Here is a 22,946-nt window from a genome sequence, read left to right as displayed (position 1 = left end):
CTCTTTTTTAAGCTCCCCTTCTGGTTTTTCTGATCCATGCACATCGGCCCCTATTCCTTGGCAAACCGCTTGTTTGTCGCCCCCATGGCGGGGGTGACGGACCGGCCGTTTCGCCAACTCTGCAAGACGCTCGGAGCGGGCTATGCGGTGAGCGAGATGGTCACATCGCGCAAAGACCTGTGGGACACCCTGAAAACCTCGCGCCGCGCCAACCACGAGGGTGAACCAGGACCGATTGCCGTGCAGATTGCCGGCACCGACGCGCCGATGATGGCCGAGGCGGCGCTCTACAACATCGACCGCGGCGCGCAGATCATCGACATCAACATGGGCTGCCCGGCCAAGAAAGTCTGCAATAAATGGGCCGGCTCGGCGCTGATGCAGAACGAGGCGCTGGCAGTGCAGATTGCTGCTGCGGTGGTGGCAGCCTGCTCCACGCGCAACGTGCCGGTGACATTAAAAATGCGCACCGGCTGGTGCCAGCAGCACCGCAACGCGGTGGCACTGGCACGGCAGTTTGAAGCCGCGGGCATCCAAATGTTGACGGTGCACGGCCGCACGCGCGAGCAGGGCTACCAAGGCGCGGCGGAATACGACACCATCGCCGCCGTCAAAGCCGCCGTGCGCGTGCCGGTGGTGGCCAACGGCGACATCGACAGCCCAGAAAAAGCCCGCACCGTGCTGGCCGCCACCGGGGCCGACGCGCTGATGGTCGGCCGCGCAGCCCAAGGCCGGCCGTGGATCTTCCGCGAAATCAACCATTTTTTGACCACCGGCGAACACCTGGCGCCGCCCTTGGTGGCCGAGGTGGCCAGCCTGCTGCTGGCGCATTTGCATGACCACTACCGCCTGTATGGTGACGACACCGGCGTGCGCAGCGCGCGCAAACACATCGCTTGGTATGTGCGCGCCTTGCCCGGGGGCGAAGCGCTGCGCCAACACATCAACCGCATCGACGACTGCGCCGTGCAGTGGCAGGCCGTGGCCGACTACTTTGCCGACTTGGGCGCGCACAGGGAGCGCCTGCCGATCAGCGTGCCCGCACCACAAGCCTTTGAAACACCACAAGAACGACAAGAGAAATTGACTGCATGAGTAGCCCTAAACATATTCAAGAGTGCGTACGCGACAACCTGGAAAGCTATTTCCGCGACCTGGGCGGCGAGGCGCCGGACGGCATGTACGACATGCTGGTGCATCTGGTGGAAAAGCCGCTGTTAGAAGTAGTGATGCTGCAAGCCGACAATAACCAGTCGCGCGCCGCCCAATGGCTGGGTTTGAACCGTAATACCTTGCGCAAAAAGCTGTTGGAGCACAAACTACTGTAACTTTCGCTCACTCTTTTTTTATAGCTAGTAGCGCTTGTCCTGTAAGCCTTTGAGCCCAATTTGATTCCTAACCTTGATGTCACCCCCTATGAATGCACTTCTCTCCGTCTCTGACAAAACCGGCATCGTCGAATTGGCGCAAGGCCTGCACGCGATGGGCATCCGCCTGCTGTCCACCGGCGGCACCGCCAAGCTGCTACAAGAAGCCGGTCTGCCAGTCACCGAGGTGTCTGAAGTCACGCAATCGCCTGAAATGCTCGATGGCCGCGTCAAAACCCTGCACCCCAAAGTGCACGGCGGTCTGTTGGCCCGCCGCGATCTGCCGGTGCACATGGCGGCACTGAAAGAGCACGGCATCGACACCATCGACCTGTTGGTAGTCAATCTGTACCCGTTTGAAGAGACGGTGGCCAAAGTCGGTTGCACGCTGGCCGACGCGATTGAAAACATCGACATCGGTGGCCCCGCCATGGTGCGCAGCGCCGCCAAAAACTGGAAAGATGTCGGCGTGCTGACCCACGTAGACCAATACCCCGCCGTGCTGGCCGAGCTGCAAGAGCACGGCAAGCTGTCCGATACCCTGCGCTTTGCGTTGGCCACCGCCGCGTTTAACCGCATTGCCCAATACGACGGTGCCATCAGCAACTACCTGTCCAGCGTGCAGCTGGACGCTGACAAACTGAGCGAAGACTACGTCCCCGCCATGGCCGTGTTCCCGGCCCAGGCCAATATGTTCACCGTCAAAGCGCAAGACCTGCGCTACGGTGAAAACAGCCACCAGCAAGCCGCGTGGTACTGCGACCTGAACCCCGCCGTCGGCTCGCTGGCCACCAGCGTGCAACTGCAAGGCAAAGAGCTGAGCTACAACAACATCGCCGACGCCGATGCGGCGTGGGAATGCGTCAAGAGCTTTGAAGACACCGCCTGCGTCATCGTCAAGCACGCCAACCCCTGCGGCGTGGCCGTCGGTGCCAGCGCCTTGCAGGCCTACAGCAAAGCGCTGCAGACCGACCCGACCAGCGCCTTTGGCGGCATCATTGCCTTCAACCGCCCAGTGGACAAAGCCACGGCCGAAGCGGTCTCCAGCCAGTTTGTCGAAGTGGTGATGGCCACCGCGTTCAGCGCCGAAGCACTGGACATCTTCAAAGCCAAGGTCAACGTGCGCCTGCTGCAAATCGCTTTGCCCGAGGAATACGCCCACGTGCGCAACGAGATTGAAACCCGCCGCGTCGGCTCGGGCCTGCTGATGCAGACCGCTGACAACCACATCCTGCAACTGGCCGACCTGAAAATCGTCACCACGCTGCAACCGACACCAGAACAACTGCAAGACCTGATGTTTGCCTGGAAAGTGGCGCAGTACGTCAAAAGCAACGCCATCGTCTTCTGCAAAGACGGCATGACCATGGGCGTCGGCGCCGGCCAGATGAGCCGCCTCGACTCGGCGCGCATCGCCAGCATCAAGGCGCAGCACGCCAACCTGTCGCTAAATGGAACAGCCGTCGCCAGCGACGCCTTCTTCCCCTTCCGCGACGGCCTCGATGTGGTGGTGGACGCGGGCGCCACCTGCGTCATCCAGCCGGGTGGCTCGATGCGCGACCAAGAAGTCATCGACGCTGCCAATGAGCGCGGCGTGGCGATGGTGTTTACCGGTGTGCGGCACTTCCGCCATTAAAAACCTGAAAGCCCGTTGGGTTGGGTACAACCCAACCTACGGGTGATTAGTGGTGTTTTTAGCCTCTAGCCCTTTAGATGCCTGCGCTAGCAGCTATGATTTTTGATTTGTTGGTAGTTTGTAGGTTGGGTTGTACCCAACCCAACATCTGGCTAAATTGACATCAGCTATATTACGCCGCTGCTCGCGCGTCCCCGTAGTTCAATGGATAGAACAGGTTCCTCCTAAGAATCAGATCCAGGTTCGATTCCTGGTGGGGACACCACATAGCGGTATCGCCAGGCTGGAAGCGTCCGTCAAATGCTGATTTCCCACAAAATCACGCTCGACCTCAACAACGTGCAAGCCCCCTACATGGCGCGCGCCGCAGGTACGGCGCGCTTTGCCTACAACTGGGCCCTGGCCGAATGGAAGCGCCAGTACGAGGCTTGGAAGTTGGATGCGACGCTACCTAAGCCTTCGCAAATGTCTCTGCGCCGCCAGCTCAATGCCACCAAGCGGGAGCAATTTCCGTGGATGCTGGAGGTGACAAAGAACGCACTCCAAATGGCAATCATCCAGTTGGGCAATGCTTTTAAAAATTTCTTTGCTGGGCGCACCAAATACCCAAAATTCCGCAAGAAATGCGCGCACGACCGCTTTTCACTGACCAACGACCAATTCAGCGTGGAAGATTCACGCATACGCATCCCCAATTTAGGCTGGGTGCGTATGCGTGAGGTGTTGCGCTTTGCAGGCAAAGTCATGTCGGCCACCATTTCGCGCGTGGCTGATAAATGGTTAGTCAGCATCACCGTTGAAACTCCAGACGCTTCACATCTACCCAAAGTTGAAAACCAAGGCGCGGTTGGTGTGGATTTAGGTGTTTCGGCGCTGGCAACCCTCTCGACCGGAGAGAGCATCCTCGGCCCCAAGCCCCACACGGCACTTTTGGGTCGCTTGCAGCGGTTATCACGCTAGTTGAGCCGCAAGGTCAAAGGCAGTGCTAATCGTCAAAAAGCCAAGGTAAAGCTGGCGCGGTTGCACGCCCAAATCAGCAATATCCGCAAAGATGCGCTGCACAAATTGACCACTGACCTGACGCGCCGATTCCACACCATCGGCATTGAAGATTTGAACGTCAAAGGCATGGTCAAAAACCGCCACTTAGCGCGCTCAGTCAGCGATATGGGGTTTTTTGAGTTCCGGCGGCAGTTGGAATACAAAGCGGTGCAGCGCGGCGGACAGGTTGTTGTGGCTGACCGCTGGTATCCGAGCAGCAAAACCTGCTCAAGCTGCGGGCATAAGCGGGAGACTTTGTCATTGTCGATAAGGAAATGGACTTGCCCCAGCTGCAGCGCGCACCACGACCGCGATATCAACGCGGCTGTCAATTTGAAGAATATGGCCGTGAGTTCCACGGTGTCAGTCTGTGGAGAGGATGGCTCTGGCTTGGGTTGCAAGGCCCGAGTGAAACCAGCCTCTGTGAAGCAGAAAGTCAGCTTCGCAACTGTTTAGGCAGATGTGAGTAGGTATGACGGAACAGGCCCGTTCTATCCGTTTTTCTATGGCGTTGGGCCGAATTCTCAATCCTTCTCCACCGTATAGATGATGTCCACCGCGCTTTGCGTGCCGGTCTGGCCGCGCAGGGTCAGGCGTTTGGACAGGTCGTAGAAGATATAGATGGCTCCCATGGCGCCCGACAGGCTTTGCTCGTAGGTGACGTACAGCTTGCTTGACAGTCGTTTGCCGAGTGTGATGGCGGCGCCGCTGGCGTCATTGGCCGAACCGGGGCCTTTGAAGCCAATTTCATCTACGCCCAGGCGCTGTGCCATGCTGCCGGTGCCGCCGCCCTGGCCGCCCAGCAGCGCCAGCGCGGCCTGCTGCAGCAGCACGGCTTCGGCGCCGCCAGCGGCGGTGCTGCGGCCCACCACCACCCAGGACAGCTTTTCTGCGTCTGGCAGATCGGGGTCGGAATACAGGCGCACGCGCGGTGCCTGTGCCGAGCCAGTCACCTGCACGCCGGCGCGCACGCTGATGTTCGGGCGTATCGCCAGGATGTCGAGCGACGGGTTGTTGTACGGGCCGTTGAAGCGCGCAATGCCGGTTTCCACGTCCAGCGACTGGCCCCAGGCACGGTAGCGCCCCTGCACGGTGCGCACTTCGCCGGTGATGCGTGGCGGGGCGCCGGGAGAGTTGCCGCCCCGCACCTCCAGCGCGCCTTCCAAGCGCGTGGTGATGCCCGCGCCTTGCAGCGCAAAGTCACGGCCCAGGTTCAGGGTGACGGCAATATCGGGCGCTTTGGCGGTCTGGACGCGGGCGGCGCTTTTGCTGGCTTGCTGCGCTTTCGCCGCGTTGGCGCGGTCGATAGCCGCCGAGCGCACCACCACGTCGTCGCCCAGCTTGGGCGCTGAGGCTTCGGGCAGGAGGATGGTGGCCCGGTCTACGGTGAGGTCGCCGCGCACGGTGATCTGGCCGTCTTTCAAGCCGGCGCGCAGCGTGCCGGACACGCTGGCTTGGCGGTCGGCGCGCACCAGCACCTGCAGCGCGCGCAGTTGCGCCGTGAAGTCGAGGGCAATGCCGGAGCCGCTGGGCGGCGGGGCTTCGCTGCCGGTGCTGGTGCCGGTGCCTTTGTTCCAGCGCAGCGTGCCACTGCCCTGCAGGCTGCCGCCGTCCCGCGGTGATGGCGTCAGGTTGCCGCTGTAGCCGGCGATGCGTGCTTGGCTGCCCTGGCCGCCTTGCAGGCTCAGTTCGGTGATGTCGAGCTGGTTGCCGCGCAGTACGGCGCGCAGGCGGCCGTCTTTCAGGTCTACGCCATCGAGCAGCGACTGCACTGTGATGCGGTCGGCGCCCAGCGTGCCCTGCCACTGCGGGGCGTTCAGGCTGCCGCTCAAAGTGGCGTCGGCGTCCAGCGTGCCGTGGATGCGCCAGCCAGGCGGCGCCAGTGCCGACCACACGCCGACATCGGGCAGGCGCGCGCGTGCTCGGGCGTTGAGGGGGGTGTCTGGCGACCAGCTCCAGCCGCCGTCCTGGCGCGTCAGCGTGCTGCTGGCGTTGGCCTCGATCTGCCCGGCACGTTCGCTGTCCCATTGCAGGCGCGCGCTCACTTGGCTGCCGTCGGCGTTCAGCTGCAGGCGCGCTTGGCGCACGCCGACGGGGGTGCCGCTGGCGGGTGCTGCTGCGCTGCTGGTGGCAGTCGTGGCAGTGACCTTGGGCTGGCTGCCGCTGCTGCGCACCGTGGTGACGGGAGCGGCCTCGCCGTTCAGGAGGCGCAAATCACCGCTGGCGCGCTCCAGCACGGCGCTGGCGCGCAAGGTGTCGCCGGCGTCCACGTCCCAGCGACCGTTGAACACCAGGTTGCCCGCCAGACCCATGGCGGCTAGAGGCGACTCTGCGTCCGCTGCGCTCAGGGCATCGACCCAGGCCAGCGGCAGACCGGTCAGTTCCCCTTGGGTTTGCAGCTGCACTGCTCCTTGGGCCGATTGCACCAAGCGTAGCGGTTGCCAGGTCAGGGCTACGTTTCCGGGCGCCGGGCCACTCAAACGCGCTTGGCCGGCGCCGGTTTCGACCACCGTGCTGCCAGCGTTGCCCTTGGCGCCGCTCGTCTGGCGCAGGGTGACGACCAGCGGCTTTTGCAGGCGCAGCGCCCAGGCGCCGGGCCGCGCGGCGTCCTGCAGCTGCAACTGCAGCGCTGCCACGTTGGCGCGCCACTGTGCAGCGGTGTTGCCAGATGTGGCCAGACCGCCGCTGATGTGGGTGTTCAAGGTGATGCGCTGCTGGCCCTGTTGGACTTGTCCGTCGAGGGCCAGCGTGGCCTGGGCCAGCGAGCCGGACAGCGCGGCGTTCAGGCGACTGAGCTGCAGGTGCGTGGCGGCGGTGCTGCCTTTGGCTGGGGGCAGGGCGATGTCCAGGCTAGGCGCCGTCAGCGTAGCCTGCAGCGTGAACGGGGTGTCGCCGCGCACGGTAGCGGCGGCAGCGACAGGCGCGGTGCCGCTGGCGCTCTGCAATTGCTGCTGCAGGCTGCGCAGGCCACCGCGCCAGCGTGCATCCAGGCGTGCCTGGCCCTGCAGGACGGGGCCCTGCAATGCGGTGGACAGACCGGGCAGCGATTGCAGCCAAGCCTGGACGCGCTCGGCGGAGGCCACGTTGAGTTGCAGTTCGCCTGCGCCGTTGGCCTGTTCCAGCTGGCCGGTGGTGCGCGCGGTGGCGCCTGGTACGGTGAGTGTGAGGTTGCCGCTGACGGCCAGGGCGTTGCCCAGCGTGATAGCGATTTTCTGGCCGCGCAGCTGTGCCTGCAGCGCGTCCACCTCCAGCTGCTGCAGCGTCAGCAGCGGGGCGTTCCAATGACCGCTGGCGCGTACGCTTTGGATGCGCAGCGCGGGGGCCTTGCCCGCTTTGCCGGATGGGGTGCGGACCGGTGCCGCGCGGCCACTGGCGCGCAGGTCGGCGTTGAAGCGTACGGCGCCGTCTTGCCTCTGTGCGCGCAACTGGCCGTTGACCGGCGCGGCATCTAGCCGGGTGTGCAGCGCGGCCGGGTTCAATGCCTGTACTGCTGCGCTGCCTTCGATGGCACTGCTGGCCACGGTGTAGGTGCCTTGTGCCGTGATGCGGCCGTTGCCGACGCGTACCTCGGCTTGCGGAATGCGCCACTGTGCGCCGTCGTAATCGGCCTGGGCATCGAGGCCGCTGACTGGCAGACGTCCTTGGTCCCAGGGGCCGGGCAGGTCGTTGCGCAGCTGCGCCGCCACTTGCCAGCCACTGCCCTGTGGGCCCGCTTGCACGCTGCCTTCCAGCGCAGTGGTAGGGGCTTGCGGCCACAGGGCGGCCAGGTTCAGGGCGCGCAGGGCGGCGCTGGCCTGCAGCAGCGGCTGCGGCGCCCAGGGGGCGATCTCGGCACGCACGTCGGCTTGCATGGTGTTGGCGGGCACAGGCGGGGGAGCGCCGTGGGCGGCGGCTGCTTTGGTCGGAGGTTTTGTTGCTGCCTTGTCTTGGATGTCTTTTTCTGCTGCCGTCTTATCCGCGGCGTCTGTTGTGGGTGGTCGCAGCTGTGCCAGCACCTGCAGGCGCGCGGCTTCGGTAGCCAAAGTGCCGTTCACGGTGGCGTGGGCTGACAGCAGCAGTGGCTGGTCATTGCCCGGTGTGACAGTGCGTACCTGTCCTTCCAGTGTGGCCTGCAGCGCCATCGGGGCTTGTGCCTGCAGCGTGGCGTTGGCGCTGTAGTGGCCCTGGGCCAGGTCCACGCCGTCCACCGCCAAGGTGTGCTGCACCCGGTCGTATTGATAGTGGCCTTTGAGCGCACGTGCCTCGACTACCGGAGGGCCGACCCATTCGATCAGGTCGATCTGGAACGGCAGGTCGATGCGCACCGGCAGCACCAGGGACTGCAGCGGTGCGGGCTTGGGGGCGTTGGGATCGGGCGTCGCGGCGACGCGGACGTGCGCGGCGTGGACTTCGCCCAGCTTGACGCTGCGCTGCAACAGCGGCGCCAGGCTCCAGGCGATGCGCGTGTCTTGCACTTCGACCGCCAGTGTCGGACTGCTCCAGCGCAACCAGCCAATGTGGCCGCCACCACGCAGCGAGCCGCTGACATCGCGTGTTTTCAGCTCTTGGTCAGCCGGCAACCAGCGCGCCACCTGGGCCAGCGTGGTGGCCAACGAGGTGCTGCGGCCCGACCAGACCCAGGTGCCAGCAGCCAGCAGCAGCACGGCCAGCACCAGCAGCGCCAGCAGGCCGGCGGCCAGGCGCCAGAAACGCGCGCGCCGGCGCACGGGTGCGCCCGGGTGCCGGGCAGAGGCGGCGGCGTAAGGGTTGGGCGTGGGCGGACCTCCGGCGGCGGCTGCAAAGGTGTCAGCCCCGGCGTCGGGAGGGGTCGGTTTACGTGTGGCCATACCTAGAAATTGAAACCCAGGCGCAAATGCAGCCGCAGACTCTTGGCCTTGAGGCCGTAGGCCAGATCGGCCTGCAACGGCCCGACCGGGCTGCGCCAGCGCACGCCGGCGCCCACGCCCACCTGTGGGGTCAGGTCACCCACTCGGTCGGCCACGGCGCCGGCGTCGACAAACACGGTGCTTTCCCAGTCGGTGACGTTGCCGCGCACGGCCATCGGGCGCTGCCATTCGACGCTGGCCACGGCCAGATAGCGGCCGCCATAGAGCAGGTCGTTGTCCATGCGCGCGCCAATCTGGCGGTAGCCATAACCGCGCACCGTGGTGTCGCCGCCGGTCAGAAACAGCTGCGTTACCGGAATCTGCGCTCCTTCGCGCGCTAGTACGGCGCCGCCTTCGGCGCGCAGCGCCAGCCGGCTGTCGCGCGGCGTGCCGCCTTCAAGTTGCACCTTGCCCAGCGGCACGAAATGCAGCCAGCGCGCCATGGCGCGGACAAACGGGTCGCGCTGGGGCGTGAGTGTGGCGCCGGCGCCCAGCTCCCAGGCCAGGCCGGAACCGCGCGTGGGATTGGTGGGACTGTTGAAATAGCGCCCAGTCCAGCTGTAGTTGGCGGTCAGCGCGCTGCTCGATGGTGGCGCGCTGGGGCCTTGGTTGTTGGCATAGTCGTATTGCAGGAAGGCCGAGCGATCGATGCGGGTGCCGCTTTGGCTGCGGCCGGCGCGCAGGCGTGCGCTGTTGACTTCATAGCTGCCGGTGGTTTCGCGTTGCGCCTGGGCGCCGGTGAACCAGCGCCAGCCGCCCTCGTCTGGCAAAGCCGTCCACTCGGTACTCAGCAGGCTGGCCTTGCGGTCCAACTGCAGCTTGCTGACGGCGCGCCAGCCCAGCAGCGGCAGGCGGTTGTAGATATGGTCCACGCTCAGGCGCGGGCCGCTGTCAGTGGACACGCCGACGCCAAACACCCATTTCTGCAGCTTGGCCTCGCGCACCTGCGCCGTGACGGGTGCGGATTCGGGGTCGGTGCCTTCGGTGTCCAGCGTCAGAAACACCGCGTCGTAATAGCCGCTGCTGGCCAGGCGCTGCTGGGCGTCCAGCATCCGCGCTTCGCTGTAGAGGGTGCCGGTGGGCAGGCGTGCTAGGCGGCGCGCACCGTCGCTGTCGTAACGCTCACTGCCCTGTATTTGCAGCGGACCAAAACGGTAGGCGGGGCCCGAGTTGTAGTCCACCGCCAGCGTGGCTTGGTGCAGGTCGGCATCGACCTCAGCGCGGCTGCTGGTAATGCGCGCCGTGGGGTAGCGGCGCTGGCGCAGCGTGCGCAGGCCTTGTCCTTTGGCACTGTCCCAGTCCGCCTGGGTGAAGACTTGGCCCGGCTTCAGCGACCATTGTTTTTCTACCTGTCCCCGCTGCGCTGCACCCTCGACGGCTTCGCTGCCGGGGCTGGCGACCTCGATCTGGACCGCGCGGATGTGTGTCTGTGGGCCGGGCTCGACATGCAGCACGATGGTGCGTGGGGCCTCGGCCTCGGGTGTTTCGGTCATTTCCAGCATCAAGGTCGGGCTGAAGTAACCCAGCGTGGCCAGCAGTTCGCGCGCGTTGGCGTCAGCGGCGCCCAGCAGGCGCGACAGTTCGCGTGCCTGCAGTCCCGGAAAACGCCGAAAGCGCTGCAATTCCAGGTTTTTGGTCAGGTATTCAGCGATGTCCTGCGGCGCCTGCACGTCCAGCGTGAAGGCGGCTGGCGCGTCATCGGGCACGCCGGCCACATCGGGTGTCTTGTCGTCCGGGCCGCCCAGCGCAGGCGGCAGCAGGCTGCACCCTTGCAGGCCAAGCAGGGCCACAAAAAGCAACGCCGGCCACAGGGTCGGCGCAGAGGAAAAAGCGCGCAGGGTCATCGATTCATTTTGACAGCATCCGCATGGCGTCTTCGAGGCCCTTGAGCGTCAAAGGGTACATGCGCCCGGACATCAGCTGCTCAATGATGGCGATGCTTTGGCGGTACTGCCACACGCCCTGTTGCTCGGGGTTGATCCACGCAAAGTTCGGAAATTTGTGCGTCAGGCGTTGCAACCACTCAGCGCCGGCTTCTTGGTTGTTGTATTCGACACTGCCGCCGGGCTGCAAAATTTCATAGGGGCTCATGGTGGCGTCGCCGACAAAGATCAGTTTGTAGTCTTTGTTGTACTTGTGCAGGATGTCCCAGGTCGGAAATTTCTCGGCAAAACGGCGGTGGTTGTTCTTCCAGACAAAGTCGTAAACGCAGTTGTGGAAGTAATAAAACTCTAGGTGCTTGAACTCGGTCTTGACCGCGCTGAACAGCTCTTCAATGCGCTGAATATGCTCGTCCATGGTGCCGCCGACGTCCATCAGCAGCAGCACCTTCACATTGTTGTGGCGCTCCGGAATCATTTTGATGTCCAGCCAGCCGGCATTGGCCGCCGTGCTGCGGATGGTGTCCGGCAAATCCAGCTCCAGCTCGTGGCCCTGGCGCGCAAATTTGCGCAGTCGGCGCAGCGCCACCTTGATGTTGCGCGTGCCCAGCTCTTGCGAATCGTCGTAGTCGCGGTAAGCGCGTTGCTCCCAGACCTTGACGGCGCTCTTGTTTTTGCCAGCGCCGCCAATGCGAATGCCCTGCGGGTTGTAGCCGCCGTGGCCAAACGGGCTGGTGCCGCCGGTGCCAATCCACTTGCTGCCGCCCTCGTGGCGCTCTTTTTGTTCTTCGAGGCGCTTTCTCAAAGTCTCCATCAACTCGTCCCAGCCCATGGCTTCAATGGCGGCCTTTTGCTCGGGCGTAAGTTCTTTCTCTAGAATTTTGCGCAGCCAGTCGGCCGGCACTTCCTGGGTGAAATCCGCCACCAGTTCCACGCCCTTGAAGTAGGCAGCAAAGGCGCGGTCAAACTTGTCGTAGTGCTTCTCGTCCTTCACCAGCACAGTGCGGCCCAGGTGATAGAAATCGTCCAAGCTCCAAGCGCCGTCGGAATTCGGGCCAACCACGCCGGCCTCCAGCGCTTCGAGCAGCGTCAGGTATTCGCGCACCGATACCGGCAGTTTGGCGGCGCGCAGGGTGTAAAAGAAGTCAATCAGCATGTTTTAGGCCTCTAGCGCTTATGCAGTCTGCGCATGACGCTCCATTAATGAGAGCAATTGAGCGCGCGACTCGGGCCATTCGCCGGCGCGCAGGCTGTACATCACGGTGTCGCGGATGGTGCCGTCGCGGCGCAGCGCGTGGCCGCGCAGCACGCCGTCCTTCTTCGCGCCCAGACGCTCGATGGCGCGTTGGCTGGCAAAGTTGAAGTGGTCGGTGCGCCAGCCCACCACATGGCAGCCCAGCGTATCAAAGGCGTGGCCGAGCAGCAGCAGTTTGGCGGTGGTGTTGACATGGCTGCGCTGCACGCTTTGGCCGTACCAGGTGTAGCCAATCTCGACGCGGCGCACCGCCGGCGCGATGTCGTGAAAGCCGGTCGTGCCGAGCACACGCTCACAGGCTTCGTCGATCACGGCAAAGGCAAAACGGCTGCCTTGCGCACGCATCTCCAGCGCGTTTTCGATGTACAGACGGGTCTCTTGTGGCTCGGGCACTGAAGTCACGCGCAGCCGCCATAACTGGCCATCGGCCGCTGCCGCCGCCAAGCCGTCTTCATGCGCCAGCGCCAGCGGTTCCAGCCGCACGCCGTTGAGGCGCAATACCACCGGTTCGACAAATGCCATGGTCACTTCCTGGTTAGCGATTGCGCTGATTCATCATCACCAGCTTTTCAAACAAGCTCACGTCCTGCTCGTTTTTCAGCAAGGCACCCACCAGCGGCGGCACGGCCACCTTGTTGTCGGCGCTTTGCAAGGCTTCGAGCGGAATGTCTTCCGCCACCAGCAGCTTCAGCCAGTCCAGCAGCTCGCTGGTCGAGGGTTTCTTTTTCAGGCCGGGCAGGCTGCGCACGTCGTAAAACGTCTTCATCGCCAAGGCCAGCAAATCGGCCTTGAGCGTGGGGAAGTGCACATCGACGATGCGGCGCATGGTGTCGGGCTCGGGAAACTTGATGAAGTGGAAAAAGCAGCGGCGCAAAAAAGCGTCGGGCAGTTCCTTTTCGTTGTTTGAGGTGATGAACACTAGCGGCCGGTGCTTGGCCTTGATCAGTTCCCGCGTCTCGTAGCAATAAAACTCCATGCGGTCGATTTCGCGCAACAAATCGTTCGGAAACTCGATGTCGGCCTTGTCGATTTCGTCGATCAACAGCGCCACCGGACGATCGGCCGTAAAGGCCTGCCACAGCACGCCCTGCACGATGTAGTTGCGAATGTCCTGTACCCGTGCATTGCCATCTACCCCACCGAGTTGGCTGTCACGCAGGCGGCTCACGGCATCGTATTCATACAGCCCTTGCTGCGCCTTGGTGGTCGATTTGATGTGCCACTGCAGCAGCGGCATGTCCAGCGCCAGCGCCACTTCTTCGGCCAGCATGGTCTTGCCGGTGCCGGGCTCGCCCTTGACAAGCAGCGGGCGTTGCAATGTGATGGCAGCGTTCACCGCCAGCATCAAGTCCTGGGTGGCGACGTAATTCTGAGAACCTTGAAATTTCATGGAATTAAATGCTCGAATTTTGATAAATTAACTTGACATGCGCTGGCCTTGCTTTGCAAGTGGGGCCAACTTCTTTAGCCTAAACCTCGACGAGAGATTGTGCGCGGAAAATGAACCATACCCTGACCACGTTATTTGCCCTGGCGTTCGCTTGCACGACCGCCGCCAGCCACGCCGAGGAAGTGACCGGCGACGCGCAAGCCGGGGGGCAAAAAAATGCCATGTGCATTGGCTGCCACGGCATCGTCGGCTACCAGTCCACCTTTCCACAGGTGTACAAGGTGCCCAAAATATCGGGCCAGGGGGCGGGCTATATTGCCGCGGTGCTGCACGAGTACAAGAAGGGCGAGCGCAAGCACCCCACCATGCGCGGCGTCGCCGATTCACTGTCTGACCAGGACATTGCCGACGTTGCTGCCTACTACGCGCAAAGCGGCAGCACCGGCACCACCCTGGCGCCCGCGCCCAGCGCGCCCGCGCCCGCGCCCAGCGCTCCCGTGGCCGCACTGCTGCAAAAGGGTGCCTGCGTGTCGTGCCACGGCGCCAATTTTGCCCAGCCGATTGCCCCGACCTACCCGCAGATTGCTGGCCAGCACGCCGACTACCTGTTTGTCGCACTCAAGGCCTACAAGAGCCAGAAAAATGCCTATGTCGGGCGCTCCAACCCCCTGATGGGCGCGGTGGCCCAGCAATTCAGCAATACCGAGCTGAAGGCGCTGGCGGACTACATTGGCGCGCTGCCGGGCGACCTGAAAGTGGTGCCGCAGTCGCGGTTTCGTTGAATAAGGATGTTTTAGGGCTTAAGCCCAATCCCGCCGTGCGCTATAAGCTATTGAAAAAATAGCAAAATTACGGCTTCAATCCCGCGTAGCGCGGCGTTGGACGGCGGCGACGTAAGCCTCACCGTCGGGCGGGCGGCCCGAGCGCTGGCTTTCCCACAGCATCTCGCCTAGGCATTCCATGGTGGCGTGGTGGGCGTCGTGCAGGCCATCCAGCCGTTGGGCCAGCAACTCAACCGCTTGGCGGATGCCGCGCGGCTGGTCGATGCTGCATTGCTCGCTGATCGACAGGTGCATCGACAGATGCAAAAACGGGTTGGTGTGCTCGGGCGTTGCGTCGTAGTTGCGCGCCAGGGCGGCGTTGACGTCGGCCAGATCGGCGTGGTGTTCGGGGTGCTCGGCAATCCACAGGCTGGCCAGCGTTTCAATGGCCTCCATGGGAGCACCGGCCTGGGTTTTGGCGTGGACAGCGCAAAAAAAGCGCCGCACATCGGCTTGGGACGGATGGAACATGCGGGCAAGCGTAGCACGCAGCTGCGCTGGTACGGGCTACGGCGTGCCTTCCTCGCGCTGCTTGCGCTCCTGGCGCTCTTTGGCCATTTGTTCGGCCAGTTGCTGGCGCCCTTCGCGGGCCACGGCAATCATTTTGGCGTGGTTGTGGTGGTGCGGGTACATGCGCTCGGCCAGGGCCAGGTTGTGCGCGCGAAAGCGCTGCGCCATCTGCGCGGCTTCGTGCTCCGGCATCCCCAGCAGCTCCAGTACGGTGCGGGCACTGGTCAGGCTGGATTCAAATAGTTCGCGCTCAATGTGTTGCACGCCCAGGTCGCGCAGGGCATACCAGTGCGTCACGTCGCGCGCGCGGGCGACGATGTGCAGGTGCGGAAAGTGCCGGCGTGCCAGGGTGACGATCTTGAGGGAACGCTCTGGCGTGTCTACCGCCACCACCAGCACGCGTGCATGGGCCGCGCCCGCCAGCCGCATCAGCGCCAGGCGCGTGGCATCGCCATAAAACACGCGGTAGCCAAAGGTGCGCGCCACTTCCAGCATGTCCACGCTGTGGTCGAGGATGGTGCTGGGGATGCCTTGTGCCAGCATCATGCGGGCGACGATCTGGCCGTAGCGGCCAAAGCCGGCAATGATCACCGGCGCCTGTTGTGGCTCGGGAATGTCGCTCTGCGGCTCGGGGGCTGCGGCTTTGATCTGGGCGTGGCGTCGCAGCAGGGCGTGCTCCAGCGCCAGCAGCAGCAGCGGACTGAGCAGCATCGACAGCGCGACCGCACCGATCAGCAGCGACGCCACTTCGGGCGAGAACACCTTGGCGCCGGTGGCGCCCTGGAACACCACAAAGGCAAATTCGCCCCCCTGGGCCAGCAGCAGCGTGAAGGCCGGGCGTTCTTGGTGGGGGATGTGGGTGCTGCGGGCCAGGACGTAAATCAGTCCGCTTTTGAGGGCCAGAAAACCGACCAGCAGCGCGGCCACTGTCCCGGGTGAGCGCAGCAGGACACCAAAGTCGATGGTCATGCCCACGGCCATGAAGAACAGGCCCAGCAGCAGGCCCTTGAACGGCTCGATGTCGGTTTCCAGTTCGCGCCGATATTCACTGTCGGCCAGCAGGACACCGGCCAAAAATGCGCCCAGCGCCATCGACAGCCCCACCAGCACCATCAGCCAGGCGATGCCCACTACCAGCAGCAGCGAAGTGGCGGTGAAGATTTCAGGGGTCTTGCTCTTGGCGATCCAGCGCAGCAGCGGGCGCAGTAGCAGGCGCCCGCCGAGCACGATGGCACCGACGACGCCGACTATTTTTGCCGCTTCCCAGGCCAGTGCGGCGGGGTGGTGGTCGGCCTGCAAGCCTGCAGCAGCCCCCAGCAGGGGCAGCAGCGCCAGGATGGGAATGGCGGCCACGTCTTGGAATAACAGGATCGAGAAGGCCGTCTGGCCACTTTTGGACTGCATCAGGTGGCGCTCCTGCAGGGTTTGCAGGGCAATCGCCGTGGACGAAAGCGCCATCCCCAAGGCGCCCACCAGCCCAACGCGCCAGGGCAGATCCACCGCCCAGGCGGCGGCAAACAGCACACCGGTGCAGCCCAGCATTTGCGTCAGGCCCAGGCCAAAGACGTTGCGACGCATGTCCCACAGGCGGCGGGGTTGCAGCTCGAGTCCAACGACAAACAGCATCAGCACCACGCCAAACTCGGCAAAGTGCAGGATGTCCTGGCCATTGCTGACCAGCCCCAGGCCCCACGGCCCCATGGCGATACCAGCGGCCAGATAGCCAATGATGGCGCCCAGGCCGAGCGCACGGGCGACGGGCACAGCGAGCACGGCGGCGCCCAGGTAGAGAAACCCGTAGGTCAGCCAGAGGGGGGCGTTGTTCATGCAAGTGCGCCAAAGTGCGCCAGCCTGGGAGTGGCCAAAACGGCTGCTGGCCAAAGGGTGGGGAGCGTAATTTTGGCACTGGCCCGGTCGCCGTGCAGATATGCGTTGGGTGTCTGTCTGCAAGAGTCAGGGGTGATTGGTTGCATCAGGATTTTTGTTTCAGTCGTTCTGCACGCCCCTTGCTAAGATGCATTCCCCACTTTTTGAGCGAAGATTTTCGAATGGATTTGCATACTTGGTTGGCTTTTCTGGCGGCGGCGTGCGTGATTGCGGTGTCGCCGGGTTCGGGCGCAGTGCTGTCGATGAGCCATGGACTGTCGTATGGCGTGCGCAAGACCAGTGCCACTATTTTTGGGCTGCAACTGGGGTTGCTATTGATTTTGCTGGTGGCTGGTGCGGGGGTGGGCTCGCTGCTGCTGGCGTCCGAGGTCGCGTTCAATACGGTCAAGGTGCTGGGCGCGTGCTATCTGATATATGTCGGCTTTTCCCAGTGGCGAGCCGGTTCGGCAGCGCCTGTGGTGGTCAGTGATTCCAGCGATGACGCCGCCATCGGTGCGGCTGCTGGCAGCTGGCAAAAGCGCTGCGCCACGGGGTTTTTCACCAACGCTACCAATCCCAAGGGCATCATTTTCATGGTCGCCGTATTACCGCAGTTTCTGTCCGAAGCGCGTCCGCTGGCGCTGCAGTTGGTGATTCTGGCGGCCACCATGGTGGCGGTAGATATGGTGGTGATGCACAGCTATGCGGCCAGCGCCAGTGCCTTGCGCCGCTTGCTGCGCAGCGCGCGCGCCATGCGGGCACAAAACCGGGTGTTTGGCGGTCTGTTGATGGCGGTAGGGGCGGGGTTGTTTTTTGTCCAGCGTGGCGCGCGTGCCAGTTGATTTGAATAAAATGCTATTAAATATGTAGCTATAAGCGCTTTCCTGATAAGCGTTGGAGGGATTTTTATGATTATTCTGCTGTGGCCGGCGATGCGGGCACCGGTGGAATCGAAAGGAATCTGCCATGTCATTCGTGCACAGTGTTTCTGCGTCCATTCCGGCGCGAACTTGGCTGGGTAGCCCCACCGCCACCCCAGCCCAGCGCGTCGAGCTGGTAACCGCGCTGCAGGTGCGGCCAGCGTCGATCGCCTCCAAATATTTTTATGATGCGCGTGGCTCGGCGCTGTTTGAAGAGATCACCCGCCTGCCGGAGTACTACCCCACGCGCACTGAGCAGCACATCCTGGCCAGCCATGCCGATGTCCTGGCGCAGCAGATTGCGCCGGGCGCCACCGTAATCGAGTGGGGAGCTGGCAATTGCGACAAGGCACGCCAGTTGTGTGCTTGGTTGGCGCCGCAGTTTTTTGTGGCGCTCGATATTTCAGCCGACTGCCTGCGCACGGGCGTGCGCCAGTTGCAGGTGGCCTGCCCGGCGGTCCAGGTGCGCGCTGTGGTGGCGGATCTGACGCTCGACTTGGTGTTGCCGGCCGATGTCCCACGGGAGCGGCGGGTGGTGTTTTATCCGGGTTCTTCGATTGGCAACTATGACCCCCCTCAGGCGCTGCAGTTGTTACAGCGGATGCGGGCACTGGTGGGCAGCGATGGCGCGCTGCTGCTAGGAGTCGATCTGCTCAAGCCCAAGCGGGTGCTGGAAGCGGCCTATGACGACGCCGCCGGTGTGACGGCAGCGTTCAACCGCAACATCCTGCGCCATGTCAATCGCCTGATCGGCAGCGACTTTGACGAAGACGACTGGGCGCACAAGGCGTTTTTCAATGTCGATGAAAAGCGTATTGAAATGCATCTGCAGGCACGCACTGAAGTGCATGTGCGCTGGCCGGGCGGGGGGCGCGTCTTTGGGGCAGGTGAGTCCATTCACACAGAAAATAGTTACAAATATGACCTGCATGGCTTCACTGCTCTGCTGGAGGGGGCCGGTTTTGCCCAAGTGCAGGCCTGGACCGATGCGCAGAACTGGTTTGCCGTGGTGCTGGCACGGCCATGAGGGCGCTACCGAGTCCGCACGAGTACCGCGCGGTGCGCGAGCGTACGCTGGCGCTGGCAGCGCCGCTGTCGGCCGAAGACTGCTGCGTGCAGTCCATGCCCGACGCCAGTCCGACCAAATGGCATCTGGGACATACGGCATGGTTTTTTGAAACCTTTGTGCTGGCGGCTTGTGAGCCCGACTTTCGGCCGTTTGATGCGGACTTTCGTGCGCTTTTCAACTCCTATTACCACGCTGTCGGAGCGCGCCATCCGCGCCCGCAGCGTGGTTTGCTGACACGCCCGGCGTTGGCGCGTGTGCTGGACTACCGGGCCGACGTGGATCAGCGCATGGCCCGCGTGCTGGCCAGTGGCCAAGCGGCGGCCGTAGCCGAGGTGGTGGTCTTGGGGCTGCAGCACGAGCAGCAGCACCAGGAACTGTTGCTCACCGACATCAAGCACCTGCTGTGGTGCAACCCGCTGGCGCCGGCCTATGCCGGTGCGGACAGTGTGCCGCCTCTGAGGCCAACGCCGGCGCCGCTGGCCTGGCAGTCCTGGAGCGCTGGCGTGGTGGAGATTGGCCACGTCGGTCAGGGGTTTTGCTACGACAACGAACTGCCGCGCCACCGTGTGTATCTGGAACCCTATGCCCTGGCTACGCGGCTGGTGACGAATGGCGAATACGCTGCTTTCATCGATGCCGGGGGCTATGCCGACCCGGCGCTGTGGCTGTCTGAGGGCTGGGACTGGCGCAATGCCCAAGGCCGTGAGCACCCGTTGTATTGGCAGTGCGGCGAGGACGGGGCCTGGCAGGAATTTACGCTGGGCGGGCGCTGCACCCTGGATGCGCACGCCCCGCTGGTGCATGTATCGCTGTACGAGGCCGACGCTTATGCGCGTTGGAGCGGTGCGCGCCTACCCACCGAGGCCGAGTGGGAACATGCGGCAGCGCAGGCGCCAAAGCTGGTGCAACTGTCGCAATTGGAAGGTGATGTGTGGCAGTGGACGTCGTCCAGCTATAGCCCTTACCCAGGTTTTCAGGCCGGGCCGGGCGCCATTGGCGAATACAACGGCAAATTCATGGTCAACCAATATGTGCTGCGCGGCGGCTCAAGCGCCACGCCCGCTGGCCATGGACGGGCCAGTTACCGCAATTTTTTCCCGGCGTCAGCCTGCTGGCAGTTCTCTGGCATTCGGCTGGCGCGCAGTGGCTGAGAGCGTGGATACATTTTCAGAGCATGGGAACCCGTTCTGCGCCCGCGTGTATCAGCGTGGGGCGGTAGGAGTGGATGCTTCATTCCTGTTTCCCTCAGGTTCCAGGTAACCCGCTGCGCGTGCATTCGTCCGATCCGTCTCCACCGCCTGGCGCGTCAAGTTGCTGTGTCTCATGGTCATGGGTGCGGGCTGGTCGTATCCGTCGCCTTCGAAGCGCATGGTGCCAGCCTTGCGTGCCGCCATCACATCGGCTTCCACGGCTGACCGCGTTAGCGTGCTTTGCGTGTGTGGCTGGAAGTTGGGGTAAGTTTCTCCAAAGCCATTGTCGGGCGTGGCATGGGCCGCTACTGTGCCCAGACAGAGGGCGCTGGCGAGGAGTACAGAGGAAGTTTTCATGGCGATGCTCCAGACGTTTCATTCCACAGTCTTGCGATCAAACCGGAGGGTCGTAGCGCGTTCAATCGCTCCGTCGGTGAAGTCTCCTGGGAAGAGTCCCATTCATCGATGGCGCCACTTTATCAAGCGCTTACCCTGATGAATACAGCGTATCTGGCAACAAACACTTCATGGAAGTGAGGCATTCGACAAATTGAATAACGCAATTCGGCTGAGGCGGCGCACAGCGCACTGCGCATTGACAGTCCAGTGTGCAGGACGGTTTCGCGGCTTTGTTAGGGCCGTAAAAAAGCCTTAAGCGGGTGTGATAGCGGGAGCTAGTGCTGGGGCAGCGCCGAAATTGTTTTGGCGCCAGCCTTCAAACACGGTCACCGCCACCGCATTGGACAGGTTCAGGCTGCGCTGGCTGGCCACCATCGGCAGGCGCAGACGCTGTGCGGGCGGGAAGGTGTCGCGCAGCACGGGCGGCAGGCCCCGGGTTTCGGCACCAAAAACAAACCAGTCGCCCGGCAGGAAGGTGGCGTCATGCAGCAGGCCGCTGGCATGAGTAGTGAGGGCAAACATACGTGCTGGGTCAGGCTGCATGGTGCGCAAAAAAGCTGTCCAGCCGGGGTGGCGCAACACGCGTGCGTATTCGTGGTAATCCAGGCCAGCCCGGCGCATGAGCCGGTCTTCCATGGAAAACCCCAGCGGCTCTATCAGGTGCAGGGTGCACCCGGTGTTAGCGGCCAGGCGGATTACATTGCCGGTGTTGGGGGGGATTTCAGGCTCGACCAGAACGATATTGAACATGGCGCTTATTGTCAGAGCGGGCAGTGCCGTCCTAAGCGACTCAAAGTAAGAAAAAGTATCCAAGGTTTGATCATTGCGGCATCAGTGGGCCGTACGGGCCACCACCATGGCGGTGATGTGTTGCGCTCCGGCCTGGCGCAGCGCCAGCGCCGCCGTGTGTAGCGTAGCGCCCGTGGTCATCACATCATCGACCAGTACGATTTTTTTGCCTTGCAGGTGTGCCAACTGTAAAGGCTCCACGGCAAAGGCGTCGTCCAGATTGTGCAAGCGCTGCGTGCGCGTCAGCCGGCTTTGGGCTCGGGTGTGCTGCAGGCGCAACAGCAGGGCTGCGCTGCTTTTGTCCGGCGCCAATTGGCGTGCCAGCAGCAGTGCCTGGTTGAAGCCCCGCTCCTGCAGGCGTTGGCGTGACAAGGGGATCGGCAGTACCCAATCGGCCGCAGCCAGTGCCTGGGTTGCCTGCGGTGTGCGGTGCAGCAGTGCGGCCAGAGCGCTGGCCCAGCCGGGGTCGCCCTGAAATTTGAACTGCGCTATGGCGTGTGCCCACGGATAGCCGTAATCGACGGCAGCCATGCAGCAGTCCAGTGGCGGTGGCTGGCGCAGGCAGGCGCCACATTGCTGCACAGAGCCGGGCAGAGGCAAGGCGCAGGTCCTGCAGCGTGGCTGTGGCGGAGCAAACCGTGCACTGCAGGCGTTGCAGATGCGCTGCGCGGGCCACGCATGGCACACCGCGCACTGGCTGGGAATATGCCCGGCCCAGCTGCGCCAACCGGCCGATACCCTTGAAGCGAACGTGTTCAACATGTTGGTGTCCAATATAAGAGGCTTGCGTGTCCTTTTGTTGCCTTCTTTTTTGACCTGTTTTATCCATGTCCTCCGAGCGCCCTCCCACGATTGATCCTGTTGCTGCCGCCCGATGGCACGCGGGTGCCCCTGCAGTTGCGCCCTGGCTGCACGACGAGGTGGCGCAGCGCATGGAAGCGCGTTTGCAGTGGATTCGCGCAGCCCCCACCGCGTGGTGCCACTGGGATGCGGTGCGCGGTGGCCTGCAAGCCCACGCCCTGGTGCGCCAGCGCTATCCCGACGCCCAGTGTTTGGTCACCGAAACCGCGCCGCAGCGCCAGACGCACGCGGCCCAGGCGTTGGCCAGCCCGTGGTGGCGTGCTGCACGCTGGACAGGAGGAGCAACCCGTTTTGATAGCCCGGCTGAGGGCGCGGTGCAAATGCTGTGGGCCAATATGGCCCTGCACATGGCGGCCGACCCGCAGGCCTTGTTTGCACAGTGGCATCGCGCTCTGGGGGTGGATGGCTACCTGATGTTCTCGTGCCTGGGTCCGGACTCTTTGCGTGAGTTGCACGCGGTCTATGCCGATCTGGGGTGGCCGCCCCCCGGCCATGCTTTCACGGATATGCACGACTGGGGCGATATGCTGGTGCAGGCCGGCTTTGCCGAGCCGGTAATGGACATGGAGCGCATCACCCTGACCTTTACCGATGCCCCGCGCCTGCTGCAAGAGCTGCGCGGACTGGGTGTCAATTTGCACCCGCAGCGCTTTGCTGGATTGCGCGGGCGCGGCTGGCATGAGCGCTTGTTGCAAGCCTTGACCGAGCGTCTGGCTGACCCGGCGCAAGCGGGGCGCCTGTCGCTGACTTTTGAAATTGTCTATGGCCACGCCTTCAAGCCCGCGCCCCGGGTGCCGGTGGGTGAGCACAGCGCCGTGTCGTTGCAGGACATGCGCGCCATGTTGCTCGGGGCGGGGCGTAAAAAATCGCCGTCCTGATCGGTTCTGAAAAACCCTGTGCCCCGTTCTCTTTGATCAGCCCCATGGCTCTGATGGGGCTGGCATAGACACGTTCGTATCTCTCCAAATGCCTTGCCTTTTCGCTGATCAGTTATGAATTTTTACATTTGAACTGCTGGTTTATAGGGGGGTGTGCGGTCGCGGGCCTGACGTATTGTTTTGTCTGAGCAAACATGGCACAGGTGGTG

18 protein-coding genes, 1 tRNA gene and 1 pseudogene are annotated in these 22,946 nt (G+C 63.4%); 10 read left to right on the top strand and 10 right to left on the bottom strand.

The window, feature by feature from the left end:
• The first annotated feature begins 36 nt into the window (after nt 1-36).
• The 5 genes and pseudogenes from dusB to Q390_RS17800 all read left to right on the top strand — a co-directional run bounded on the left by dusB (nt 37) and on the right by Q390_RS17800 (nt 4,500).
• Nucleotides 37-1,095 (top strand): tRNA dihydrouridine synthase DusB, encoded by a 1,059-nt coding sequence (dusB, locus tag Q390_RS0106755; RefSeq protein ID WP_027995377.1) that lies wholly within the window; start codon nt 37-39, stop codon nt 1,093-1,095.
• A complete protein-coding gene (locus tag Q390_RS0106750) occupies nt 1,092-1,328 on the top strand; it encodes a Fis family transcriptional regulator (protein WP_027995376.1) in 237 nt (78 codons plus the stop codon). Before dusB ends, Q390_RS0106750 begins: the two co-directional genes overlap by 4 nt.
• An 88-nt stretch (nt 1,329-1,416) precedes the next feature.
• Nucleotides 1,417-3,003, top strand: coding sequence for a bifunctional phosphoribosylaminoimidazolecarboxamide formyltransferase/IMP cyclohydrolase (gene purH, locus Q390_RS0106745; RefSeq protein WP_027995375.1), 1,587 nt, complete (start codon nt 1,417-1,419; stop codon nt 3,001-3,003).
• 190 nt (nt 3,004-3,193) lie between these two features.
• A tRNA-Arg gene (locus Q390_RS0106740) sits at nt 3,194-3,268 on the top strand.
• A 35-nt stretch (nt 3,269-3,303) separates the two neighbouring features.
• Nucleotides 3,304-4,500, top strand: a pseudogene (locus Q390_RS17800) (RNA-guided endonuclease InsQ/TnpB family protein).
• A gap of 68 nt (nt 4,501-4,568) precedes the next feature.
• Here the strand turns inward: Q390_RS17800 and Q390_RS0106730 are convergent.
• The 5 genes from Q390_RS0106730 to Q390_RS0106710 are packed head-to-tail and all read right to left on the bottom strand — an operon-like array spanning nt 4,569 to nt 13,434.
• Complete coding sequence (locus tag Q390_RS0106730; protein ID WP_027995374.1) at nt 4,569-8,870, bottom strand: translocation/assembly module TamB domain-containing protein; 4,302 nt, start codon at nt 8,868-8,870, stop codon at nt 4,569-4,571.
• A gap of 2 nt (nt 8,871-8,872) precedes the next feature.
• On the bottom strand, nt 8,873-10,753 hold the full coding sequence (locus Q390_RS0106725; protein WP_037472403.1) for an autotransporter assembly complex protein TamA: 1,881 nt from the start codon (nt 10,751-10,753) through the stop codon (nt 8,873-8,875).
• A 4-nt stretch (nt 10,754-10,757) separates the two neighbouring features.
• A complete protein-coding gene (locus Q390_RS0106720; RefSeq protein ID WP_027995372.1) occupies nt 10,758-11,945 on the bottom strand; it encodes a vWA domain-containing protein in 1,188 nt (395 codons plus the stop codon).
• A gap of 18 nt (nt 11,946-11,963) precedes the next feature.
• Nucleotides 11,964-12,566: a GNAT family N-acetyltransferase gene (locus Q390_RS0106715; RefSeq protein WP_027995371.1), complete on the bottom strand. Its 603-nt coding sequence runs from the start codon at nt 12,564-12,566 to the stop codon at nt 11,964-11,966.
• Between the two features lie 13 nt (nt 12,567-12,579).
• On the bottom strand, nt 12,580-13,434 hold the full coding sequence (locus Q390_RS0106710) for an AAA family ATPase (protein ID WP_027995370.1): 855 nt from the start codon (nt 13,432-13,434) through the stop codon (nt 12,580-12,582).
• Between the two features lie 110 nt (nt 13,435-13,544).
• Between Q390_RS0106710 and Q390_RS0106705 the strand changes: the two genes are divergently transcribed.
• Complete coding sequence (locus Q390_RS0106705; protein ID WP_027995369.1) at nt 13,545-14,216, top strand: c-type cytochrome; 672 nt, start codon at nt 13,545-13,547, stop codon at nt 14,214-14,216.
• Between the two features lie 75 nt (nt 14,217-14,291).
• Here Q390_RS0106705 and Q390_RS0106700 read toward each other — a convergent pair whose 3' ends face one another.
• Together Q390_RS0106700 and kefC are read right to left on the bottom strand one after the other, a co-directional pair.
• Complete coding sequence (locus Q390_RS0106700; RefSeq protein WP_027995368.1) at nt 14,292-14,726, bottom strand: DUF1841 family protein; 435 nt, start codon at nt 14,724-14,726, stop codon at nt 14,292-14,294.
• 36 nt (nt 14,727-14,762) lie between these two features.
• The gene (gene kefC, locus Q390_RS0106695; protein WP_027995367.1) at nt 14,763-16,592 is read right to left on the bottom strand and encodes a glutathione-regulated potassium-efflux system protein KefC; all 1,830 of its coding nucleotides are present in this window, start codon (nt 16,590-16,592) and stop codon (nt 14,763-14,765) included.
• A gap of 221 nt (nt 16,593-16,813) precedes the next feature.
• Here kefC and Q390_RS0106690 point away from each other — a divergent pair, with 221 nt between their 5' ends.
• The 3 genes from Q390_RS0106690 to egtB all read left to right on the top strand — a co-directional run bounded on the left by Q390_RS0106690 (nt 16,814) and on the right by egtB (nt 19,771).
• The gene (locus Q390_RS0106690; protein WP_027995366.1) at nt 16,814-17,473 is read left to right on the top strand and encodes a LysE family transporter; all 660 of its coding nucleotides are present in this window, start codon (nt 16,814-16,816) and stop codon (nt 17,471-17,473) included.
• Nucleotides 17,474-17,597: 124 nt separating this feature from the next.
• Nucleotides 17,598-18,578 carry an L-histidine N(alpha)-methyltransferase gene (gene egtD, locus Q390_RS0106685; protein WP_084153808.1) on the top strand — a complete coding sequence of 327 codons (981 nt, stop codon included), beginning with the start codon at nt 17,598-17,600 and terminating at the stop codon, nt 18,576-18,578.
• Nucleotides 18,575-19,771, top strand: a complete 1,197-nt coding sequence (gene egtB, locus Q390_RS0106680; protein WP_027995364.1) for an ergothioneine biosynthesis protein EgtB — start codon at nt 18,575-18,577, stop codon at nt 19,769-19,771. Before egtD ends, egtB begins: the two co-directional genes overlap by 4 nt.
• A gap of 51 nt (nt 19,772-19,822) precedes the next feature.
• Here the strand turns inward: egtB and Q390_RS17795 are convergent, their stop codons facing one another.
• From Q390_RS17795 to Q390_RS0106665, 3 genes are all read right to left on the bottom strand, one after another.
• Nucleotides 19,823-20,167: a DUF4148 domain-containing protein gene (locus Q390_RS17795; protein ID WP_051603092.1), complete on the bottom strand. Its 345-nt coding sequence runs from the start codon at nt 20,165-20,167 to the stop codon at nt 19,823-19,825.
• Nucleotides 20,168-20,461: 294 nt separating this feature from the next.
• A complete protein-coding gene (locus Q390_RS0106670) occupies nt 20,462-20,959 on the bottom strand; it encodes a tRNA (cytidine(34)-2'-O)-methyltransferase (protein ID WP_027995363.1) in 498 nt (165 codons plus the stop codon).
• Nucleotides 20,960-21,040: 81 nt separating this feature from the next.
• Complete coding sequence (locus tag Q390_RS0106665; RefSeq protein ID WP_027995362.1) at nt 21,041-21,760, bottom strand: ComF family protein; 720 nt, start codon at nt 21,758-21,760, stop codon at nt 21,041-21,043.
• Nucleotides 21,761-21,825: 65 nt separating this feature from the next.
• Between Q390_RS0106665 and Q390_RS0106660 the strand changes: the two genes are divergently transcribed.
• The gene (locus tag Q390_RS0106660; protein WP_027995361.1) at nt 21,826-22,737 is read left to right on the top strand and encodes a malonyl-ACP O-methyltransferase BioC; all 912 of its coding nucleotides are present in this window, start codon (nt 21,826-21,828) and stop codon (nt 22,735-22,737) included.
• The last annotated feature ends 209 nt before the right edge of the window (nt 22,738-22,946 follow it).

The organism is Simplicispira psychrophila DSM 11588 (assembly GCF_000688255.1).
Lineage (GTDB): Bacteria > Pseudomonadota > Gammaproteobacteria > Burkholderiales > Burkholderiaceae_C > Simplicispira > Simplicispira psychrophila.
The sequence above is the reverse complement of the archived record's forward strand: the minus strand, read 5'-3'. Positions and strand labels throughout refer to the sequence as shown.